General features: G+C 47.9%; 18 protein-coding genes. 15 read left to right on the forward strand and 3 right to left on the reverse strand.

The genetic code is table 11. From position 1 onward, the window contains the following. Positions 1-195 precede the first annotated feature (195 nt). The 11 genes from cobJ (at position 196) to ACFQ0C_RS06000 (ending at position 12,542) form a co-directional block, all read left to right on the forward strand. A complete protein-coding gene (gene cobJ, locus ACFQ0C_RS05950; RefSeq protein ID WP_379364876.1) occupies positions 196-2,124 on the forward strand; it encodes a precorrin-3B C(17)-methyltransferase in 1,929 nt (642 codons plus the stop codon). A gap of 34 nt (positions 2,125-2,158) precedes the next feature. Next, the gene (locus ACFQ0C_RS05955) at positions 2,159-3,265 is read left to right on the forward strand and encodes a sirohydrochlorin chelatase (RefSeq protein ID WP_379364878.1); all 1,107 of its coding nucleotides are present in this window, start codon (positions 2,159-2,161) and stop codon (positions 3,263-3,265) included. 64 nt (positions 3,266-3,329) lie between these two features. Next, a complete protein-coding gene (gene cobK / locus ACFQ0C_RS05960; RefSeq protein ID WP_379364880.1) occupies positions 3,330-4,103 on the forward strand; it encodes a precorrin-6A reductase in 774 nt (257 codons plus the stop codon). A 3-nt stretch (positions 4,104-4,106) separates the two neighbouring features. After that, positions 4,107-4,757, forward strand: a complete 651-nt coding sequence (locus tag ACFQ0C_RS05965) for a precorrin-8X methylmutase (protein WP_379364882.1) — start codon at positions 4,107-4,109, stop codon at positions 4,755-4,757. A 6-nt stretch (positions 4,758-4,763) separates the two neighbouring features. Beyond that, positions 4,764-6,083: a cobalt-precorrin-5B (C(1))-methyltransferase gene (locus ACFQ0C_RS05970; RefSeq protein ID WP_379364884.1), complete on the forward strand. Its 1,320-nt coding sequence runs from the start codon at positions 4,764-4,766 to the stop codon at positions 6,081-6,083. Positions 6,084-6,566: 483 nt separating this feature from the next. Further along, on the forward strand, positions 6,567-7,880 hold the full coding sequence (gene cbiE / locus ACFQ0C_RS05975; RefSeq protein WP_379364886.1) for a precorrin-6y C5,15-methyltransferase (decarboxylating) subunit CbiE: 1,314 nt from the start codon (positions 6,567-6,569) through the stop codon (positions 7,878-7,880). Then, entirely contained in the window at positions 7,873-8,583 is a 711-nt protein-coding gene (gene cobI, locus ACFQ0C_RS05980; protein WP_258212973.1) for a precorrin-2 C(20)-methyltransferase, read from the forward strand. Before cbiE ends, cobI begins: the two co-directional genes overlap by 8 nt. Beyond that, positions 8,583-9,359, forward strand: a complete 777-nt coding sequence (cobM, locus tag ACFQ0C_RS05985) for a precorrin-4 C(11)-methyltransferase (protein WP_379364889.1) — start codon at positions 8,583-8,585, stop codon at positions 9,357-9,359. The genes cobI and cobM overlap by 1 nt, the downstream gene beginning before the upstream one ends. Then, positions 9,356-10,480 carry a cobalt-precorrin 5A hydrolase gene (locus ACFQ0C_RS05990; RefSeq protein WP_379364891.1) on the forward strand — a complete coding sequence of 375 codons (1,125 nt, stop codon included), beginning with the start codon at positions 9,356-9,358 and terminating at the stop codon, positions 10,478-10,480. The genes cobM and ACFQ0C_RS05990 overlap by 4 nt, the downstream gene beginning before the upstream one ends. Positions 10,481-10,554: 74 nt before the next feature. Beyond that, positions 10,555-11,955, forward strand: coding sequence for a cobyrinic acid a,c-diamide synthase CobB (locus ACFQ0C_RS05995; RefSeq protein WP_379364893.1), 1,401 nt, complete (start codon positions 10,555-10,557; stop codon positions 11,953-11,955). Positions 11,956-11,984: 29 nt separating this feature from the next. Then, a complete protein-coding gene (locus tag ACFQ0C_RS06000) occupies positions 11,985-12,542 on the forward strand; it encodes a nitroreductase family protein (protein WP_258212977.1) in 558 nt (185 codons plus the stop codon). Between the two features lie 193 nt (positions 12,543-12,735). Here ACFQ0C_RS06000 and ACFQ0C_RS06005 read toward each other — a convergent pair whose 3' ends face one another. Beyond that, on the reverse strand, positions 12,736-14,994 hold the full coding sequence (locus tag ACFQ0C_RS06005) for a PAS domain S-box protein (protein WP_379364896.1): 2,259 nt from the start codon (positions 14,992-14,994) through the stop codon (positions 12,736-12,738). A 1,113-nt stretch (positions 14,995-16,107) separates the two neighbouring features. On the opposite strand from ACFQ0C_RS06005, the gene ACFQ0C_RS06010 reads away from it, so the two are divergent. The 4 genes from ACFQ0C_RS06010 (at position 16,108) to ACFQ0C_RS06025 (ending at position 20,432) form a co-directional block, all read left to right on the forward strand. Then, positions 16,108-17,118, forward strand: coding sequence for an aldose 1-epimerase (locus ACFQ0C_RS06010; RefSeq protein WP_379364898.1), 1,011 nt, complete (start codon positions 16,108-16,110; stop codon positions 17,116-17,118). 57 nt (positions 17,119-17,175) lie between these two features. Beyond that, entirely contained in the window at positions 17,176-18,150 is a 975-nt protein-coding gene (locus tag ACFQ0C_RS06015) for a Gfo/Idh/MocA family protein (protein ID WP_379364900.1), read from the forward strand. Positions 18,151-18,237: 87 nt separating this feature from the next. Further along, the gene (locus ACFQ0C_RS06020; protein WP_379364902.1) at positions 18,238-19,479 is read left to right on the forward strand and encodes an MFS transporter; all 1,242 of its coding nucleotides are present in this window, start codon (positions 18,238-18,240) and stop codon (positions 19,477-19,479) included. A gap of 68 nt (positions 19,480-19,547) precedes the next feature. After that, a complete protein-coding gene (locus ACFQ0C_RS06025) occupies positions 19,548-20,432 on the forward strand; it encodes a metal-dependent hydrolase (protein WP_379364992.1) in 885 nt (294 codons plus the stop codon). 171 nt (positions 20,433-20,603) lie between these two features. Here the strand turns inward: ACFQ0C_RS06025 and ACFQ0C_RS06030 are convergent, their stop codons facing one another. Together ACFQ0C_RS06030 and ACFQ0C_RS06035 are read right to left on the reverse strand one after the other, a co-directional pair. Continuing rightward, positions 20,604-21,686: a Gfo/Idh/MocA family protein gene (locus ACFQ0C_RS06030; RefSeq protein ID WP_379364905.1), complete on the reverse strand. Its 1,083-nt coding sequence runs from the start codon at positions 21,684-21,686 to the stop codon at positions 20,604-20,606. Between the two features lie 71 nt (positions 21,687-21,757). Continuing rightward, positions 21,758-22,096 (reverse strand): NIPSNAP family protein, encoded by a 339-nt coding sequence (locus ACFQ0C_RS06035; RefSeq protein ID WP_379364907.1) that lies wholly within the window; start codon positions 22,094-22,096, stop codon positions 21,758-21,760. Positions 22,097-22,141 lie beyond the last annotated feature (45 nt).

Here is a 22,141-nt window from a genome sequence, read left to right on the forward strand (position 1 = left end):
GGAGGAGCGGAGTTTGGGTAGTATCTACATGAGCACCGGACTTCGAAGGTGAATGCAAGCTTCCTGAGATACTTCGTGAACAAAAGGGGACTTTTTGACCTGCCTCTAAAAGAAATAGAGATTTGCTGCCGGTGTGAATATAAAAGACTTGTCAGTTCCAGATGATTATATAATTAAGGAAAGGATGTGGGTTGGATGGCGGGAAAATTGCTTATTATCGGCTTCGGGCCGGGAAGCTTTGAGCATATTACCAAACGGGCTCGTGAAGCGCTCCAGGAGAGCGAGGTAATTATTGGCTATAACACCTATGTGGACCTGATTCGCGGGCTGTTGACCGATCAGGCGATTGTCCGTACAGGGATGACTGAAGAGGTTAGTCGTGCTCAAGAGGCGGTAAGGCAGGCGGAAGCGGGGAAAAAGGTTGCTGTAATCTCCAGTGGTGACGCAGGTGTGTACGGGATGGCCGGACTTGTGTATGAGGTGTTGATGGAACAAGGCTGGCGTAGAGAGGGTGGCGTTGAAGTTGAGATTATTCCGGGCATCTCAGCAATCAACTCCTCTGCTTCATTGCTCGGAGCACCTGTCATGCACGATGCCTGCACCATTAGTCTGAGCGATCACTTGACACCATGGGAGCTTATTGCCAAACGTGTCGATGCCGCAGGTCAGGCCGATTTCGTAATTGCTTTGTATAATCCGCGCAGCGGCAGGCGTACCCGGCAAATTGTAGAGACGCAGCGAATATTGCTGAAGTACCGTTCGCCGGAAACACCTGTAGGGATTGTGAAAAGCGCCTACCGGGAGCGGGAGCATGTAGTGGTGACGAATTTGCGCGATATGCTTGATCATGATATCGGCATGCTCACTACGGTTATCATCGGGAACTCTTCTACCACAGTGTACGATGGATTGATGATTACACCGCGCGGTTATCAGCGCAAGTATACTTTGGGAGCGGATGTACAGCCGCTCCGTCCGCATCAGCGGCTGCAGCAGGAGGCGGAGCCTTGGGCGTTGCAGCAATGGGACTCGGAGCCAGTCGATGACGGCGATGAGGACTGGGCTTTTGAGGAGGACGACGATGCCGATGAGGCAGAGGCGGTCGTTAAAGCGCCGGAGCGCGGAAGCGGAGCGGTAGCGGTGGCTGCTGCGGAGCGTGAGGTTACGCTCGGTGGCGCAGGCGGTACGCTAGCGGTAAGGGCAGAGCGCGAGGCGGCGCCTGGGCGCGGAAGCGGAGCGGTAGCGGTGGCTGCTGCGGAGCGTGAGGCCACGCTCGGTAGCGCAGGCGGTACGCTAGCGGTAGGAGCAGAGCGCGAAGCGGCGCCTGGACGCGGAAGCGGTTCAGCAGCTGCAACGCCGCTGCTGCTGGCGCTGGAGGCGCTGCAGCTTGCGGCGCGCGGCAAGGGCGAAGCCGTGGACAGCAGCGTTGAAGCTGCGGCTGGGGGAGCTGCTGCGTTGGCCGGATTATTCCGGCAGCAGTCGATTTTTGAGCTGGCGGTTAGCCCGGGCGTAGCCGACAAGAAGTTTACAGCCAAGCAGATGATTACATTGGCTGATGTTGTCGGTGAGAAGGGGTCGATGGAATATACCCCGCATCATCAAATGATTTTGCGTGTACCTACGGAAAATCCTGAGGAAATTACGGCAAGACTGCGCGGCGAAGGGTTTCTTTTGGCTCCAATCGGAGATGTGGCGCAAATTAAAGCTTGTGATTTTTGCAATGGAGAGAAGGGCGAGGCTATACCCTATGCAGAATCACTGCAGCAAAAGCTGGGTGGCATGAAAGTGCCGAAAGAGCTGCGGATCGGGTTGAATGGCTGCGGAATGGCGTGCTATGGGGCTGTGAATGAAGATATCGGCATCGTATATCGCAAAGGGAAGTTCGATTTGTTCCTGGGGGGGAAAACCGTAGGCCGCAATGTACATCCTGCGCAACCTGTAGCGGAAGGAATTGATCCTGACCGTTTGGTGGAGACGATTGAACGTATTGTACATCGGTTTATTAAAGAAGGACATCCGAACGAACGATTCCATAAATTTTTTAAACGAGCGAAGGAACTTGAAGGCTACCGTCATCAGGATATGCCTGCTTTTACAATAGAAAATGCGATTTGCGGGGATTAAAGCTAGCATGCAGTAACACGAGAGGAGTTTGCGGATGAACGCGGTATTATTTGTGGGACATGGAAGCAAGGATGCGGAGGGGAACGAGGAAATCCGTGTTTTTGTAAGATCAGTGGCTGAAGGACTTGAGAATTTGATGGTGGAGACTTGTTTCCTGGAGTTTGAATCTCCAACTATTATGCAAGGAATAGATAAATGCGTCAGACAAGGAGCGTCAAGGATAGCGGTTGTCCCTATCACATTATTTTCTGCGGGGCATGCCAAAATCCATATTCCTGCGGCGATAGACGATGCTAAATTGCGTTACCCAGCTATTGAATTTACATATGGCAGACCCATTGGAGTCCATCAGCAGGTGCTCGATATTCTCACTTCCAGACTTGAATCTGTAGGTCCTTTGAACGAACTTGGGCTTAATCAGGAGCAAGGTCTTGAGGAAACAGCTGTACTTGTAGTTGGCCGGGGCAGTAGCGATGCTGATGCAAACAGTGATTTGTTTAAAATCTCCCGACTATTTTGGGAAAAATTAAAGGTAAAATGGGTTGAAACGGCATTTATCGGGGTAACGGCTCCTTTAATGGATGAAGGTGTAGAGCGATGCTTGAAGCTGGGGGCGCGCAGAGTTATTATTTTACCTTATTTCTTATTCACAGGTGTATTAATTAAAAGGATGGAGAACATGTTAGAGCAGTACTCGGAGCGTTATCCAGAGCTCGAATTTGCACTGGCTGATTATTTCGGCTTCCATCCGACATTGAAAAATATTTTGCAGGAGAGAGCTCTTGAAGCTGTCCAGGGTGAGTCCAAAATGAACTGTGACATGTGCCAATATCGATTGGCAGCGATGGAGCATATCGATCATCACCATCACCATGACGATGACCATCACCACGACCATAGTCATGATCATCGTCACGATCACGATCATGATCACAAGCATGATCACAGTCACGACCACAGTCATGATCACGACCACAGTCACGATCACGGCCATGATCACAAGCATGATCATAGTCACGACCACGATCATGATCATAACCACAGTCACGACCACAGTCACGACCACGATCACGATCATGATCACAAGCATGAGCATGAGCATGTTCACGCCCATGACTCCGGTAATAATAAATCAAAGTAATAATACGCTTTTTACAACCGATAAAACTGCATCTGTACTTAAATAATCGCAAGGAGGGACTTTCATGATACTGGTTATGGCCGGAACTAGTGATGCCCGCGAGTTGGCGTTGCGCATTCATCAGGCAGGCTATACTTTGCTGACTACTGTAGTAACTGACAGTGCTGCCAAATCGATGGAGGAAGCAGGCTTGCCGGTACTCATCGGACGTCTGACTGCCGATGCTATTGCTGCATTGGTACGGGAGAAGGGGATCCGTACCATTGTTGACGCAACGCATCCATTTGCCGAGGAAGCGTCCAAAAATGCAATAGCCGCAGCTCAAGAAGCAGGAGTGCCGTACATCCGCTATGAGCGCGACCGTTTGACGATCGAAGGGCATCCGCTCATTACATTCGTAGATGATTATGAGCAAGCGGCAGAGCAGGCAGCAGCCCGTAAAGGCGTTGTTATGCTGACAACGGGCAGCAAGACGCTGCACATTTTTGCCAAGCGACTGCTTGGCCTGCCGGACACGACGTTGGTTGCTCGGATGCTTCCGCGCAGGGATAATATGGAGAAATGTGAAGAGCTCGGACTTGAGCAAAAAAATATAGTAGCGATGCAAGGGCCATTTTCCAAGGAGCTGAATAAGGCGCTTTACTCACATTACAATGTGACATTGATGATTACAAAGGAAAGCGGAAAGGTCGGCGCGGTGGATGAAAAGCTAGAGTCGGCACTGGAGCTGGGAATTAAATCTATCATTATCGGACGTCCGTCAGTGGAGTACGGTTTGCACTTTGGCGATTTCGACAGTGTAGTAAATAAATTAAACGAACTTCTACAGGAGGCGTAAAATATGGATTTTGGTACGGAGTTTAAGCCATTGACGGTTCAACCGCAAGAGATTGAGGAGGAAAGCTTCCGTATGATTACGGACGAATTGGGCGAACATCCTTTTACAGAGGAGCAGTACCCTGTCGTTCAGCGGGTTATTCATGCATCTGCTGATTTTGATCTGGGGCGCAGTCTCGTATTCCATAGAGATGCTATTCAAGCGGGGATTCAAGCGGTTCGAGCTGGAAAACCCATTGTAGCAGACGTACAAATGGTACAGGTAGGTATCAGCAAGCCGCGTTTAGCCAAGTTTGGCGGGGACGTTAAGGTGTACATATCTGACCCTGATGTAATGGAGGAAGCTAAACGCTTGAATACGACGCGTGCTATCATTTCGATACGCAAAGCGATCCTTGAATCCGACGGCGCTATTTATGCAATCGGCAACGCACCGACAGCGCTGCTGGAGTTAATTCGCTTAGTTAAGGAAGGCGCAGCTAAGCCTGGCCTGGTGATCGGCGTACCCGTTGGATTCGTATCTGCAGCGGAGTCGAAGGAAGAACTGGCTAAACTGGACATTCCGTTTATTACGAATATCGGACGCAAAGGTGGTAGTCCGGTTGCCGTTGCAACGGTTAATGCTATTTCCTTAATGGCGGAACGGTTAGGGTAAACTGCTATGACAGCTGATAAAACGGGCAAGGCAGACAATCCGGATAAAGCTGGGAATATGGACTTAGCAATCGAGTCAGGCAAGTCTTCAAATGAGGTAAGTAAACCAAGCAAGTCAGATAATGCAATTGAACCAAAAAAGTTAGACGATGCAAGCGAACCAGGCGAACCAAGCGAACCCAAAAAGTCTGATAAGGCTGTAAACCCAAAAAAATCAAACCAAGCAGAAGACAGCGCAGCCAAAGAAGAGAAGCCGTTACGGCATGGTTATACAACAGGCTCCTGCGCGACGGCGGCGACGCAAGCGGCACTAACAGCGCTAATCCTGCAGGAGAGCCAGCTGCATGCGACAATTCGAATACCGATTGGAGAGATTGTGACTTTCGAAATTGTTCGCTGTGAATATGAAGCGGAGCGCGCAGAAGCAGAAATTATCAAGGATGGCGGCGACGACCCGGATGCAACTCATAAAGCGAGAATTATTTCCGAGGTCAGCTGGCGTTCTGAGCCAGGCATCGAGCTTGATGGGGGTGTTGGTGTAGGCCGAGTTACGAAGCCGGGGTTGCCCGTGCCAGTCGGTGAAGCTGCCATTAACCCTGTTCCGCGTAAAATGATTCGGCAAGCTGCAGAAGCTGTACTTAACCAGTATGGGTTAGACAGGGGAGTTCGGGTTGTTATTTCCGTGCCGGATGGTGAGGAAATTGCCAAAAAGACATTGAATGCAAGACTTGGAATTCTTGGTGGGATTTCGATCCTTGGTACAAGAGGCACTGTGGTGCCTTTTTCCACTTCTGCCTATAAAGCAAGCGTCGCTCAAGCTATTCGTGTCGCGGTTACTTGCGGATGCAGTCATTTGGTGCTGTCTACAGGTGGGCGTACTGAGAAGTATGGGATGGACATGTACCCGGATTTATCAGAGGAAGCGTTTGTCGAGATGGGGGATTTTATTGGTTTTGCTCTCCAGCAAGCGAGAAGACAAGGAATCCGAAAAGTTACTCTGGTTGGAATGATGGGGAAATTCTCGAAGGTAGCACAGGGCGTTATGATGGTGCATAGCAAAAGCGCGCCCATAGACTTCGGTTTCCTGGGGCAGGTTGCAACAGAAGCAGGGGCATCCCAAGAGCAAGCAGATGCGATTCTTAGCGCCAATACTGCCGCATTGGTTGGCGATTGGATGCAGGAATGGGGCTACAGCGACTTTTTTGAGCTGTTGTGTACTTATTGCTGTGACGCTGGCCTACGGGAAGTCGGAGGCGGCATGGAAATCGAAACCGTAATTATTTCCATGAAGGCCAACCTGCTGGGAAGCGCACGAATTGAAGGCTGACCAACGAAATATTGCAAGTGAATGGGGTTCGACTGACCGCCATGCAATGCCGCAATGCGCACCCGGGATTCTCGCGCGTTGGAAAATACTCCTGGGCTGGTTATAAGAGACCTGCTTGAGCTGGTGAGGGATTGGAACAGTCGGCGAGGCAATTTATGATGGGAATTTTTGGGTGCTACTCGGAATCGGAAAAGTAAGAGGAAAAAAAGTAATAGAAAAAAATAACAGGAAAATCTCCTGCTAATTTCAGATAAATTTGCTGAGATAGAAGATTAGCTGGAAAACGTCCTGGTAATTTTCTGCTTTTATAGAGAAATGACTGAAATTGGTGTAATTAGAGGGAGCTTTTCCAGCTAAACAGAAAATGAAGCGTAAAACTGCTGAATTAGCTGCATGATTTCCTGTTAATTTGTCTGAGATCGGTGTCCGGGATCGGTCATAAAGCGATTAAGCGTTTGTAGTGGAGTGGGGGGAATGGACAGGATGAATCAACAGTACGTGCCGGGTGGTGGCAAGGCAAGTAACAGCAAGCCGAAGGTCATAGGCATCGGAGATAACGGCCGAGACAGCTTACTGCCGCTGTATCTCGATTGGATAGCACAAAGCGAGGTGCTTGTAGGCGGGGAGCGTCAGCTCGAGTTTTTTCCCGAGTATCAGGGAGAGAAGGTAGTGCTGAAGGGCGGCTTGAAAGAGCTCGCAGCCCAACTAAAGGCAGGAGCGGAGCAGGGGCGAAGAACGGTTGTGTTAGCTTCGGGTGATCCGTTATTTTATGGGATAGGCGGTTATTTGAGCTCCAAGCTGGAGGTTGAAGTGTACCCTAATTTGAGCTCAATTCAATTGGCTTTTGCACGTATGGGTGAAAGCTGGCAGGATGCTGAGCTCATCAGTGTTCATGGGCGAAGCATAAAAGGGCTGGCTCAGCGTATAGATGGGAAGCGGAAGGTAGCTTTATTAACCGACGACACTAATAATCCTGCGGCTATTGCAGCTTATTTGCTTTCTTTTGGCATGACGGAATATGAGGTTTTTGTTGCAGAAAATTTGGATGGTTCTGAAGAACGCACCGGCTGGTACGGATTGCAGGAGTTGGCAGCCATGGAAGCGGGGGCCTTCTCCTCATTAAATGTGGTCATTCTTAAACATAAAGCCGATGCAGCCTCCACGCTGCCAGATTGGCCGCTTGGGATTGATGACGAGCTGTTTGCCCAGCGCAAGCCGGATAAAGGCTTAATCACGAAAAAAGAAATCCGTGTGCTGAGTCTTGCGCAGCTGGGGCTTCGGCCGAATAGTATCGTATGGGACATCGGCACCTGCACAGGCTCTGTTGCTATTGAAGCTGCGAGAATTGCGCGTCAGGGTGAAGTGTATGCCATTGAGAAAAATGAAGGCGACCTACAAAATTGCCTGGAAAATATGCATCGTTTTCGTACGGATATTACAGCTGTTCAGGGGCGTGCACCTCAAGGGCTGGAAGCTTTTCCAGACCCGAATGCCGTGTTCATTGGCGGCACCGGAGGGGAAATGAAAGAGCTGCTTCACATATGCTGCAGTCGATTGCAGCCTGGCGGCAGAATTGTGCTGAATGCGGCAACTATAGAAAATTTATATGAAGCAAACCGGACGTTCGCTGAGGAAGGCTTTGCTACAAGCATTACTTTGGCGCAAATATCGCGCAGCAAGCCTATTTTGGATATGACCCGATTCGAAGGCTTGAATCCTATTTATATTATAACGGCACAGCATAAAAAGCCCGACAGCAGTATGACTGGGGAAAAGGAGACTAAGGCAGGTGAGTAATTTAGGTGTTTTATATGGTTTGGGCGTTGGTCCAGGCGACCCGGAATTGATTACTGTTAAAGCTTTTAGAATTTTGAAGGAATCGCCAGTGATTGCCTACCCTCGCAAAAAAAAGGGAGCCAAGAGCTACGCGCTCGCTATTACGGAGCTTTATGTAAATACGGAAGAAAAGACAATGATCGGACTGACCTTCCCGATGACCAGAGACCGCGAAGCTTTGGAGATGCAGTGGAACAAGACAGTGGATTCCGTCTGGGAGCATATTCGGCAGGGGAAGAACGTTGCTTTTGTAACCGAAGGTGATCCGATGATTTACAGCACATTTATTCATTTGATGCGGCTGATGAAGGAACGTCATCCGGAGGTGGATATAATTTCCATACCGGGTATCTCCTCGATCAATGCGTCTGCATCCCGTTTGGGCATCCCGATGGCTGATGGCGATGAGCAGATTGCCATTGTCCCTGCAACGGATGATTATGATACGATGCGGCATGCGATTGAGTCTCATGATTGTATTGTTTTCATCAAGGTGGCCAAGGTAATCGATCTGATGATACGGGTGCTAAGTGATCTTGGATTGGTGGATAAAGCAGCGGTACTGACGAAGGTTACCTCCTCGGAGGAAGAGATTTGGCGCAATATTATGGAGCTTAAGGGTCGTGAGCTGGAATATCTTACGTTAATGGTGGTGAGAAAATAATGAAAATTTATATTATAGGTGCGGGTCCGGGTGATCCTGATTTGATTACGGTAAAAGGCCTTCGTATTTTGCAGGAGGCTGACGTTGTGTTGTATACGGATTCCTTGGTTAATGAGGAGCTGATTGCAAAGGCTAAACCTGAGGCTGAAATTTTGAAGAGCGCAGGGATGGATCTGGAGGAAATGGTCCGGGTGATGGTGGATCGCGTCAAGGAAGGCAAAATGGTGGCGAGAGTTCACACTGGAGATCCCGCTGTGTTCGGGGCGATCATGGAGCAGATTGCTCTTTTGAAAAAGGAAGGCATCGGCTACGAAATCATTCCAGGCGTGAGCTCGGTATTCGCCTCGGCAGCGGCTGTTGGAGCGGAGCTGACTATTCCGGAGTTAACCCAGACGCTGATTCTAACCCGTGCGGAAGGCCGGACACCGGTACCTGAGCTAGAGAAGCTGAAGGACCTGGCTGCGCATCACTGCACAATTGCGTTATTTCTAAGTGCAACCTTGACGAGGAAGGTTGTCACCGAGCTGACAGATGCTGGATGGAGCGAGAATACTCCGGTTGCTGTCGTACAGCGGGCGACTTGGCCGGATCAGCTTATTATACGTACAACGCTTGCAAATCTCGAAAAAGATATGAAGGAGAACGGCATCCGCTCTCATGCAATGATTTTGGCAGGCTGGGCGCTTGATCCTGAAATTCACAGCAACGAGGAATACCGTTCCAAGCTGTATGATAAGGAATTTACTCACCGCTTCCGCAAAGGGGTGAAACCATGATTAGGCTGAGCGAAGGCGTCATGCCATCTATTGAACAACGCGGCGATTATGCGATTATTGCTATTACGAAGCACGGTGTTGAGATGGCAAGAAAGCTGCAAAGCTCCTTCTCTCATTCGGATTTATATTACATGTCTAAATTCGAGCGTGGAGATGAAGCGGCTCGCGGCATTCAAATGTTCGAGGGAAGCGTGCGAATGTTATTTCCTGCGTTATTTCCAGCGTATAAAGGTCTTATTATCATCATTTCATTGGGTGCGGTTATTCGTATGATTGCTCCTTTACTGGAGGATAAAAAGAAAGATCCCGGCATCGTAGTCATCGACGATAAAGGGGAGCATGTAATCAGCGTGCTGTCCGGACATTTGGGCGGTGCCAATGAGCTGACACGTGAGGTGGCAGCTGCCCTTAATGCCCGAGCGGTCATCACAACGGCTTCTGATGTGCAAGGGACAATTGCCGTTGATTTGTTCGGCCGCCGCTTCGGCTGGGTGTGGGAATCGGCGGATAAGCTGACTCCGGTTAGCGCATCCGTCGTCAACGAGGAGCAGGTTGCCGTCGTGCAGGAGTCGGGCGAAACCGGCTGGTGGCTTTATAATACGCCGCTGCCTGCGAATATCCATGTCTACGCATCGGTAGCCGAGGCGATTGCCTCACAGCCGAAGGCAGCGCTTGTGGTCACACACCGGGTGCTGACCCCTGATGAGGAAGCGATTCTCTCCAACGGCGTGCTGTATCGGCCGAAGGTGCTTGCCCTTGGAATAGGCTGCAACCGCGGTACATCCGCCGAGGAGATCGAAGCTGTGATTACGGAAACGCTGGCGGAGCTGAAGTTTTCGCTGAGCAGCGTGAAGGCACTCTGCACAATCGACCTGAAAAAGGACGAGGAGGGTCTGCTCGCGGTCGTACAAAAGTATGGCTGGGCTTTCGAAACTTATACGCCGGAGCAGCTGAACGAGGTGCCTATCGATGACCCATCGGATACCGTCTATAAATTCACCGGTGCGTACGCGGTAAGTGAGCCCGCTGCAAAGCTTTACTCCGGTGCTTCAACGCTTGCGCTTGTTAAGAAAAAATCCGGCAATGTCACGGTTTCCGTTGCTATCATTCCATTTACTTAAGGGAATAAGAAGCCGATTTATTGAATAAAGGGTAAAGGATATATCTTTAATTAAGCTCTTATAAGGAGAATCCAATGACTGTAAGAAAAATGGTAATCGCCGGAACAGGCAGCGGTGTTGGTAAAACTACGCTGACCATCGGGCTGATGGCAGCGCTTCGCAGTATGGGTCATCAGGTGCAGGGCTTCAAATGCGGGCCCGATTATATCGACCCGACTTACCATACTGCGGTTACCGGCCGCATCTCACGCAATCTCGACAGCTATATGCTGTCTCACGATATAGTAAAAGAGCTGTACACGAGAGCCAGCCGTGATGCAGATATTTCGATAATTGAAGGCGTTATGGGCTTCTATGACGGTAAAAATCCGAAAACCAACGAAGGCAGCACGGCGGAAATCAGCATGCTGCTGGAGGCTCCTGTGCTGCTGGTGGTCAACTGCCAGAGCATGGCGCGGAGCGCCGCTGCTATAGTCAAAGGGTTCCAGGTGCTGGAACCCCGCGCACGTATCGTTGGCGTCATAGCCAACCGATGCGGAAGTGAAAGCCACTTCCGCATCGTCCGCGACGCCATCGAGCAGGAATGCGGAATCCCTGTAGTGGGATTCCTGCTGCGCAATGACGACATCCAGATGCCCGAGCGGCATCTGGGTCTTGTCCCATCGGTGGAACGCGGGGAGCTGCAGCCGTTCTTTGATCGGCTGTCTGCTCTTATCACCGCTACAATCGATGTGCAGCGAATCTGGGAGCTGGCGGAATCCCCAGCCGTGAGTCTGCCTGATGTAGATGCAGGCAGCTCCAGCTTGTTCCGTCATCGGGGCAGTCAGGCAATCAAGATTGCCATAGCGAAAGATTCAGCTTTTAATTTTTATTATCAAGAAAATATTGATTTGTTGGAAGCGTACGGCGCTGAATGTGTCTTTTTCTCTCCATTAGCTGGAGAATCACTGCCCGAAGGGGTTCATGGCCTATACTTAGGCGGCGGCTTTCCTGAGGAATTTGCTGATCGTTTAACAGCAGATGAAACCGTCAAGGAGTCGATCCGCAGCGCAATCCAGCAAGGGCTTCCAACACTAGCCGAATGCGGCGGCTTTATGTATCTCACGGAAGCTATCGAGGACACCAAGGGTCAGAGCTTCCCCATGCTGGGAATTGTCCCTGGCTTTGTGCGAATGCAGTCCAAATTAGCGGCACTTGGATATCGTGATATCACCGGCACGGAAGGAAACTTCCTGCTGGGTCCAACAGATAAAGCAAAAGGGCATGAGTTTCACTACTCCACTTATCATCCGCTGCCAAATACCGAGAATCCATATGCCTATGAGACTAAGGGAATGCGTGGAGCCAAGCAGGAAGGCTACCGCAATGAACAAGGCAATCTTATAGCGGGCTATACGCATATTCATTTTGCCTCGGAGCCTGAGCTGGTGCAGCGATGGGTTACTAAATGTCTGGACTACAAAGCGAATCGTTAAATCTTTTATACAAAAAGGAGCTATTGCCCATGTCTGTTATAAAAATTTTGCAGCAGCGCAGAGCTGTCAGAAATGTTCAGCCGGTTGAAGTAGAAGAGGAGAAAATTCATGCTCTTCTTGAAGCGGCTACACTTGCGCCGAATGATCGACTTCGTGAGCCTTGGCATTTTTATATCATCCGTGGAGATTCCAAGCTTCGCTACGAAGCGCTGGCATTACAATATTTGGAGGAACGTTTCCCTACAAAACCGAATCTGGTGAAGGAATCGTTGAAGGTGTTAACGGCTACGCCTTTGGTTATTGTGGTTACCTCGGATGTTATTCCGAATGACAGTGCCTCATCCAAGGATAATGAGTATGCTACAGCATGTGCGATTCATTCGATGTGGCTTGCTGCAGGAGAGCTGGGGCTTGGGCTCGTATGGAGAACCCGTGGAATAGGTCTTGTTCATGATGAACGTATGCATCAGTTTATCGGCTCGCCTGAAAATAAGCAGGTAGTGGGTACTCTGTTTATCGGTTATCCGGCTGATGAAGCAGCAGCCACTGCCAGAACGCCTCATCGTGATAAAATGACTTTTTTATAATATTAAAGTATAAGTTTGAACCGGAGGTTCACCTTTCTAATATTGCAAGAAAAGCAACCGCTAAGACACGAATGTATCTTCTTCGAGAGAGCTTCGAATAAAAGCTTTTCTTATAATACTTCAATCGATCCACAAAGAGGAGCAGGCAATATGCCTGACCCTCTTTTTTCTATAGGTGTTCTTCCCTTCAGCATTACAGCGGCAAGTGTATCTCCACGCAGGTTCCCTTCCCAAGCTCGCTTTGAATCAGGAGACTCCCCTTATGATTGGCAATAATACGTTGACTAACCATGAGTCCCAGGCCATTGCCGGATTCTTTATTTGTAAAGAAGGGCTCGCCCAGCCGTGGGAGATCTTCCTCTGAGATGCCGTGGCCTTGATCGATGATACGGACAATAACGCTGCCCGCAGGGTTGTATTCGATATGAATGAGGAGTTTTCCACCATCCGGCATGGCTTCCATACCATTCTTAAGCACATTCACAAAAACTTGCTTTAACTGATTGGGCTCACAGAAGATATTCGGAATGTCCTCCTCTACTTGCATTTCGATTTGTACATTATTCAAATTAGCTTGTGAATCCAGCAAAAGAACAATATCTCGTAAGATAGCCTGAACATCGCCCAGCTCAAACAAGCTGGCTTGAGGCTTGGACAAAACTAAAAACTCGCTGACAATAAAATTAATTCGATCCAGCTCCGACAGCATAATATCGAGATGGCTGGTCGCGAGCGGCCCCCTGTTTTTTTGCAGCTGGACGAATCCTCTTATCGTCGTCAACGGGTTGCGAATCTCGTGGGCAACACCGGCCGCGAGCTGGCCGACAACGGAAAGCTTTTCTGATTTGCGCAGCAGCTCTTCTGTTTGTTTACGCAAAGTAATATTTCTTGAGATCGAAGCAATGGCAACAATGTCCCCTTGTCCATTACGGATCGGAGATATGGTGGTGCTGACATCGATATATCTTCCGTCTTTTGTGCTGCGAACCGTTTCGTAATCCGCGATGGGCTCACCTAGCAGGATGGATTGACGTATGCGTTCGAACTCATGTTCATAGCTTGGAGGGATATGCTCGATTTGTTTACCAACGGTGTCCTCCTCGCTCCAACCGAATATCGTCTCGAACGCTTTGTTAGTCAGAAGCACATTCCCTTGTAAATCCATCACGTGAATGGCATCTGAGGTGTGGTTGACGAACGATTCCAGATACTCTTTGGTCTCCTGCAGCTCTATGGCTGTATCCTTTAACTGTTGGGTATACGTGCTTAAATTAGTGGACATCGTGTTAACCTTTGAAGCAAGCTGACCTAGCTCATCTTCGCTGTGAACCGTCATTTGGGTACCGAAATTACCTGAGGACACTTCCGTCACTTTGCGGATGATTTGATTTAAGGACCGCAGCATAAAGCCTGCTATGAAGTAACTCGCTACCATAGTAATTAGAATAAGCCCCACAGAAATACTGATATGCAGCAGCAGTTGTTTATCCAGTACATTGGTGATAGCCCCTTGGTCAAATGTGATTCCAATAACGTAGGGCTTGGTTCCGTTTATAGGAATAAAGCTTTTGATAACCTGTCTGTTGTTAATAGTCTCATTGATTGTAAATATGCTGCCGGATTGCGTGGCTTGTTTAATTTGATTGAGATCATTTTCATGTTGGAAGGTGTATTGTCCGAATATAACATCGCGAACATCCAGATTGTAGACAGGTATACCGTTTTTAATTTTTATAATAGGTTTTTGGCCAAAAAATTGCGGATCGAATCCGGTAATCTCCAGAATATTGCTGTTATCCTGAAGCATGGTATGCAAATAAGCATCTGTCCCAAAGCTCTTCTCGAATTGCAGGAGCATTTGAGCATTTAAATAGGGATTAATCATATAATTCGTAGTTCCATCGTAATAATAGCCCCACTTATTTATAACGGAAGGATCGCTAGTAGCAAAGTTAATGGGGCCTGACCAGTAATGTGGCAGCTTTTGACCATAAGGAATTGAGACGTTCCCTTCAGCAAAGAGCTGCCCAAAAGCTGTATACCAGTAGTCCCATGTTTTGGAGCTGAGGTTGATTTCCTTTGAATTGGATGATTTAAGAGCCAGGATATCATTGTCGAGCTGCTTCCAGAGAGTAATATGATCGATCCCCAAGGCTTGGCTAAGTTGAACCAACTGATCATTGGTCACCTTGTTAATATCCGGGTCTAATTTATTTTGCGCCGCAATCGCTGCCATCCGAAGTTTATCTCCAACCATATCTTCTAGAAGCTGCTTCCCTTTCTGGGAAACCTCTATTTTGGTTCCGATTTGCTTGGCAATGGCAGCCATTTGACGCTCTGCATTGGCTTGAAGCTCAGTGCGGGAGGAGTAGTAATAAATAGATATATTTAAAGATAATATAATAGCTACGATGAAGGAGATCCACAAAGCTAGTTTCGTTTTGATAGACACAAGATGACACTCCCCTAACCTGCATGGAACGGCAATGATTTTAGCGAAAATTGTCGAAGATAATAAGATGATAGCATGCTTGGTAGGGTTTTACCATTAGGTATTGACTTGTTAAATATTCGCAAAATTTCATCTCTACTTCGGAATAAGACATTTACTAAATTGCTGGAAATATAAGAGTAACAATTTGTTCTTGAGAAAAGTATGGAGAAAGAGAAAAAACGTTATTTTTGCAGGCTCAAAAGCTAAAATTAGCGCTTGACGGAGTTATTCGATTTCAGTTCTATATCCTGCTCTATATCTAGCTCAGCACATAGACCAAACCTTAAACCGACTAGTCAGCGCATAAGACATAATTCGAAATAAGTTATTCCTGTCCAAAAAACTGCGATTATACAGTCTTTTTGGTCGATTACTCGTAATATTCTTGAATTCATGTAAAAGTACATCTTTTTTATCATTCTTGGCTGAACCCGGCCGTTTTCTATTAAAATTGCTGTATTTTTGCAGTTATTCTCTCGATAGCTAATTTCAATAGTAATTAACTGTAAATTTGCAGGATTTTGTTCGAGCTATCGGTGGAGATAGTGTACTGATTTTGAAGTTGAGACTATTTAGATGGCTTTTTTCCTACAATGCGGACTGGTATATTCGAATATGATGAATTTTACTGTGTACGGACCAGTCGAGTGAAGCATTAAAGAGTGCAATTCATATAGCCGAATGACGCACTTCTCAAGCAAACTACAGGATGCCGGTATGGAGATCCATCCACGGAATACCAAGATGCAGGTTAATGTACTCCGATCTCCCGTCGATGAGTCCCAACGCGCACGAATCCCAGGCGTGCGTTGCGGCGTTGCATGGCTGTCGGTCGAACTCCACGCGAAGCACATTTGACTATGGATCGGATCGTACAGGTTTACCTGGCATACCACAAAGCGATTCCTACCATTTTCTAATTGGTGGGCTTACTGTGTTTTTCGTTCTATCAAACTATTAGTATAAACGGAACTAGGTTTTGCGCTTGAGTCCGATTTGTTGGATAATGGAAAGGGTTGGATTGGCAATTGCCTAATAAGTTTCTGCAAATAACCTGTTGGAGGGATAATAATGGAACAAGCTTCAGCCAAAGAAATATCTTTTTACGATGTACCTGCGATCGAATTAATCTCTGGAGGCTATCGAGCAGTTATCGTTCCTGAAATTGGGAGCAATATGGTGGAATTGAGCCGACCGGAAGAGAACTTAAGCTTTTTACGTACACCGGAGAGCTCGGAGCAGCTGCGCACAGCAGGACAGCGGTATGGAATTCCGCCATTATTTCCGCCTAACCGAATAGAGGGAGGAAAATTCTCTACTCCTTTGCGAGATTATGTGCTCCCATTGAACAGTTCGGATGGAAAGCATTTTATGCATGGCATTCTTCATAAAAGGGCTTGGGAAATCAAAGAATATGGTGTTCGCGAGGATGGAGCAGCCCGGATAGTTCTCTTGATGGATATGGGTAAACATGGAGAAATGTATGCTTATTTTCCACATGAATTTTCCTACGAGCTAACTTATATTTTATCCGAAAGAGGGCTGGAGCAGCAGGTTCGCATTGAAAATTACGGTGAGGAGCCCATGCCGCTTGGAGTAGGCTTTCATACCGCTTTTCGGGTGCCTTTCCATGCGGAGGGACAAGAGAAGGATTACCGATTAAAGGTATCGGTGGGCGAGGAGTGGGAGCTTACGTCGTTGTTTGTACCCACAGGAGCTCTGCTGCCGCTTGATGAACAAGATCAGCAGTTGCTCTTGGATGGCATTCAGCCAACAGGTAAGCCTTATGCGAAGCATTTGACTAGTAAAGCTGTAGAGCGCAACGGAAAAAGCTTCCATGGTGCGGAACTCATAGATACTGAACGGAATATAAGCCTTGTGTATGAGGTGGACCAAGAGTTTAAGCATTGGACGATATGGAATGATGATGGACAAAGCCGATTTATTTGCCCTGAACCGCAAACATGGGCTATCAATGCACCTAATGTGCTGCAATCGGATGAAGCCACAGGGTTTCAATTGCTCGTGCCAGGTGCAGTATGGACAGCAACATGCCGGATGTATGCCGTAAGCGGGGAGTAATTATCAGCTTTAAAGCCAGCAAGCTATTATAAACTCGTATTAAGGGAGAGATATGGGATGTCTTTAAAAATTGGTTTTGTTGGTACTGGCTCATTTACTCGTTTTCACTGCAACCTGCTTTCGAAGATGGAAGATGTCGAAGTGACAGCATTTTGTGGAACAAGCTTGGAAAAGGCGGAGAAAGCTGCATCGTCATGGAATGGGGCCAAAGGCTACGATTCACTCACAACCATGCTGGACGCGCAATCCTTGGATGCTGTATACATTTGTGTTCCGCCTATGGCTCATGGAGCAACCGAATTTGCTTTGATCGAGCGTGGAATTCCCTTTTTTGTTGAAAAACCGCTGGGTCTTGATATCGAGCTTCCTACGGAGATTTTGCACAGGATAAACGCACAAAAGCTGATTACATCCGTCGGTTATCATTTCCGTTATATGGATTCCACCAAACGTGCAGCAGAGCTGCTGGAGCAAAGAAAAGCAGGTATGGCGCTTGGACATTGGATGGGCAGTATGCCTAAGGTAGGCTGGTGGCGGAAGCAGGATGGTTCTGGCGGACAATTCATCGAACAGACTTCCCATATTATTGATCTGATGCGTTACCTAATGGGCGATGTTGAGGAAGTATATGCAGCTTATGCGAATCGTGTAATGCATGAGGTGGAGGATGGAGTGACGGTTCCCGATGTAGGTACAGTTACGGTTAAGCTGGCTAGCGGGGCTGTTGCAACGATATCGAATACTTGCATTCTGCCAGGGGATGGACCGATAGGGCTTCAAATATATACAGATCAAGGTTTGCTGGAAATTACCAGGGATAGCATAAGGGAACTAGGTAAATCCTTCGTAATTGAGCACAAAAATGTTAATAATCCGTATGTTCGTGAGCACGAAGCATTTCTGCATGCCGTTAGAACAGGAGACGGCTCAGACATACTATCGCCTTATGCAGATTCAGTGAAAACACAGGAGGTCGCATACGCAGCTACACGTTCCGCGGCATCTGGCGCTCCGGTTCGAATCCGTAACTAAATAGGTAAGTGCAGTAGTTGAGTGCGTGCGGAAGCAGTATCATGAGATTCAATATTGAAGTCAGCATAATGAAAGGATGATATAGCTATGGCATCAGCAACGCCGGGAGTGGCGGGATTGCTCCGCAACCGGTTTGTGCAGTCGATTTTACTGTCGGGACTTTTTTTGCAGATTGGAATATGGGTACGAAACTTTGCTATTCTGCTCTTTGTTATGGATAAGACGAATGGGGATCCATTCGCAGTTTCTATGATTTCTGTGGCGGAATTTGCGCCGATTTTTATTTTTTCCTTTATTGGAGGCACATTTGCAGACCGGTGGAGACCTAAACGGACTATGATATGGTGTGATGTCCTTAGTGCGGTATCGATTTTAGCTGTACTACTGACATTGTCCTTTGGCACCTGGAAAGCGGTGTTTTTTGCGACACTGGTTTCGGCTATTTTGTCGCAGTTTTCCCAGCCATCCGGTATGCGATTGTTTAAAATTCACGTTCCGGGTGAGCTGATGCAGCTGGGGATGTCCTTGTATCAGACGATGTTTGCCATCTTTATGGTACTCGGACCCATAATGGGAACGTTTGTGTACCAACGGTATGGTATTGAAGTTGCGATTGGCATCATGGGAGTCGCTTTCATTTTATCAGCCGCCGTATTGATGTTTTTGCCTCCTGATAAAGAGCTTGAGGAAACGCAAAAGACAACTACACTGTCCCAGGAAATGGCCGCTGGCTTCCACTATGTGTTATCGAAAAAAGCATTGAAAACGCTCGGTGGCTGCTTTATGGCAGCTGGGCTGGCACTTGGGCTGATTCAACCCCTTGGTGTCTTTCTGGTCACGGAACGATTAAGTTTGCCCAAGGAATATATTCAATGGTTAATGATGGCTAACGGCTTGGCAATGATAGCAGGCGGCGGCTTGACCATGGGCTTAACTAAAAAATTAGCTCCACAAACGCTGCTGGCTATCGGAATGGTCGTCAGTGCAATCAGTATGATCGTGACTGGTTTATCCACTTCCTTGTGGCTGACATTGGGAGCGCAGTTTATCGGCGGATTTGTACTGCCTGCGATTCAGATTGGCATCAACACAATGATTTTGCAAAATACAGAGGAATCCTTTGTTGGCCGGGTCAACGGAATTTTAAGTCCGATGTTTATGGGGGCTATGGTCTTAACGATGAGTATGGCCGGCTGGCTGAAAGGGGTATTCAATATTGTTATCATGTATGAAGCCGCGGCGGTTTTGTTCGTTATTGGGGCTCTGCTAATGATCCCGCTTTTCCGCATGAGCGGGATTCGTCCAGAGCTGGAGCAAGGAGAGGCTTAGCAGCTTGATTGGGAAGTACTAATGGAGCTGATGAGTGCTTGTATTTGCAGGGGAAGAAGGGATTTATAATCGATACGGTTACACACACTTTTTTTGGATTAACATTATACGCGGCTATGAAGAAGGAAGGCTGGAGCCGCAAGGAAAAAACAGCTTTCTTCGTAACTGCCGTTGGAGGCTCGCAAATTCCAGACATCGACGTTATTTCTTCATGGTGGGATACGGCGGGGCGTTATCAAATGTGGCATCGGGGTCTTACACATTCGGTATTTCTGGTGCCGATTTGGGCAGCCTTATTCTCAGCAATAAGCTGGCTGTTCTGGAAGGTCAAGGGATGGAAGCTGTATGGGCTTGGTGTTCTGGCCGTATTGATTCACGATACCAGCGACTTGTTTAATGCTTGGGGGACGGGCTATCTGGAGCCTTTTTCGACTCAAAGAATCACTTTCGGTACGATTCCAATTGTCGATTTAACTTTATGGGCGATCATGCTCGGAGGCTTGCTGTATGCCAAGCTGCGCAAGATCAGCCGTCCTCATCATGTCTATAAGCTGGTATGGCTGCTGATGGCATGCCATTTCATTGCCCAATCCGCACAAGGCTATGCTTTGTATGAGCAGCATGCGGGACGTTATGAACAGTTTGCGCTTTCGGCGGGTTTTGTTCCTGGCCAGTTTCAGATGATCGGTAAAAAGAACGGGGTAGTCGAAATAAGCAATGCAACCGCGTTTACAGAACCGAAGCTGCAGGTAGAGCTGAAATCACAGGAGGGCGCCGATCTCGATAAGCTGTTTGCAGCAAATCCGAAAGCTAAAACTTTGTACGAGTGGTCACCGTTCGTTGTTCTTGTTGATAATGAGAAGCAGATTGGCTTGTATGATCCCCGTTTTTATCGCAATGGGCAATCCTTTTTATTTGAGGCTATTGAAAAAGACCTGAAGCAAGGCAAGTAAGCCGTCAATCCCTTGATGTAGGGGAGACGGCTTTTTCTTATAAAAGCCACCTCTAAGACACGAATGTATCTTCATCGAGGGGCAAGAAAACCTGCAAATGAATCGCGGTCGCTCATCTCTGAAGGTGCCTCGATAGAGCTGTTCTTTCTGCCTACTTTTAAATGAATACCATTAATGAAATTCACTCCATGGCTGTCGAACAGCCGTTACGGTCTCTCCTGTTTGAACAGCCTCTTCGAGCAACAGACCCAGGTAATGATCCTGGGAAGCATCCGGCAGTCCATAAAATCCCGGTCCTCCTGCGGCATAAGCGGCCATCTTGTCCAAGCATACCGCGATCGCTATTTCATCGTCATACAGCCGGGCAGGGGCAAACGGATTCTCATACACCCAACGCTCTCCGGCTATAATGCCTTTGAGAAAATATCCTTCTAGGTTACCGTTTTCTCCCCGGTTGATCCGCTTCAAATCTATCTGAAGCGGTGTAGCGAAATCGGCAAGCATCTTCAGACGATCATCGAATATTTCACCACGAACACCTCGGGCTGAAACATGATTGGAGCGAATCCAGGAACGATGCTGATCGCTCGTGAAATCATAAATGCCTAATTTGTCACCATAGTCGATCCAAGCGATTTCACGCTTGGACGTGACAATTTTTTCCTCGACAGGCGGACCGCTGCGATTGGGGCCAGCCACCCAAGGAGATTCGAAACGCATGGCTCGAATTTTGGCTTCCTCGAATCCTACACCCAGCAATTTCCGGATCATATTCATTCCGTGATAAGCTTGTGAGACCGATACGGTCGCCTGGGTTACTGAACCAATCATACCCGAATCGATGATCGCCAGCTGTGCCGCATGGACAGGCTGGAAATGGTACTGCTCAGCCACCTGGATTTTGGCACCGCTTAATGTAAGCTCATGAAGTGCCAACAAACCGTCCAAATCCGGAGCAGGTGGTGTTTCCGCCAGCGCCGGGATGCCTCTTTCGGCCAGCTCGAATAAGAAGTCAGGACAAGCAGAGCGGCTTACCGACACGACTGCAAACTCGGGGCGTTCCCGCTCCAGCAGACTATCTAATGTACGGTATGTGGAAACATTCCATTTCCGCTCCATTTCGCTTCCTTTACCTTCATCTCGTACCACCATGCCAGTTACTTGAAATTTGTCGGGCATCGCTCTAGCGATTCTCAGATAAAACTCCGATCGGAACCCTCCGCCGATGATGCTGAATTGTATGGGCTTGTTCATTGTAAATACTCCCCTAACTGTTTCATTAAGCCTAAAGCTCTTTAGGAAGCAGCCGTCGATAGGACTGGCGGCTAATCCAGAATGGTTGGATACCCTGCAGAGAAATAGTCAGCCCGTTTCATAAATACCTGTTCAATGCGCTCGACAATTTTTCCATCCTGCTCGGATTTTTGTTTCACTTCATTCCATTCCTGGTCCTGTGAGAAAGCTTCCCATTGCCGTCTCCGTTCCTCCATGCTTTCGTATCTCATCGTATAGTACAGTTTGGGCTGTTCCTCTAGATCCTCCCAGAAATCACACACTTCCATGCCAAGTCTGTCGAAAATACCTAACGTATGATCAGAAAAGCGCTTTCGAATCGCATCGATTCTTCCCGGAAAAATCGTATAAATTCTCAATTCGTAGATCATTATTCGTTCACCTCCGATCATCTATTACTTCAATTATAGATAATC

Origin of the sequence: Paenibacillus sp. GCM10027630 (assembly GCF_042676305.1) — a bacterium.
In the GTDB taxonomy this organism is placed as follows: Bacteria; Bacillota; Bacilli; order Paenibacillales; family NBRC-103111; genus Paenibacillus_S.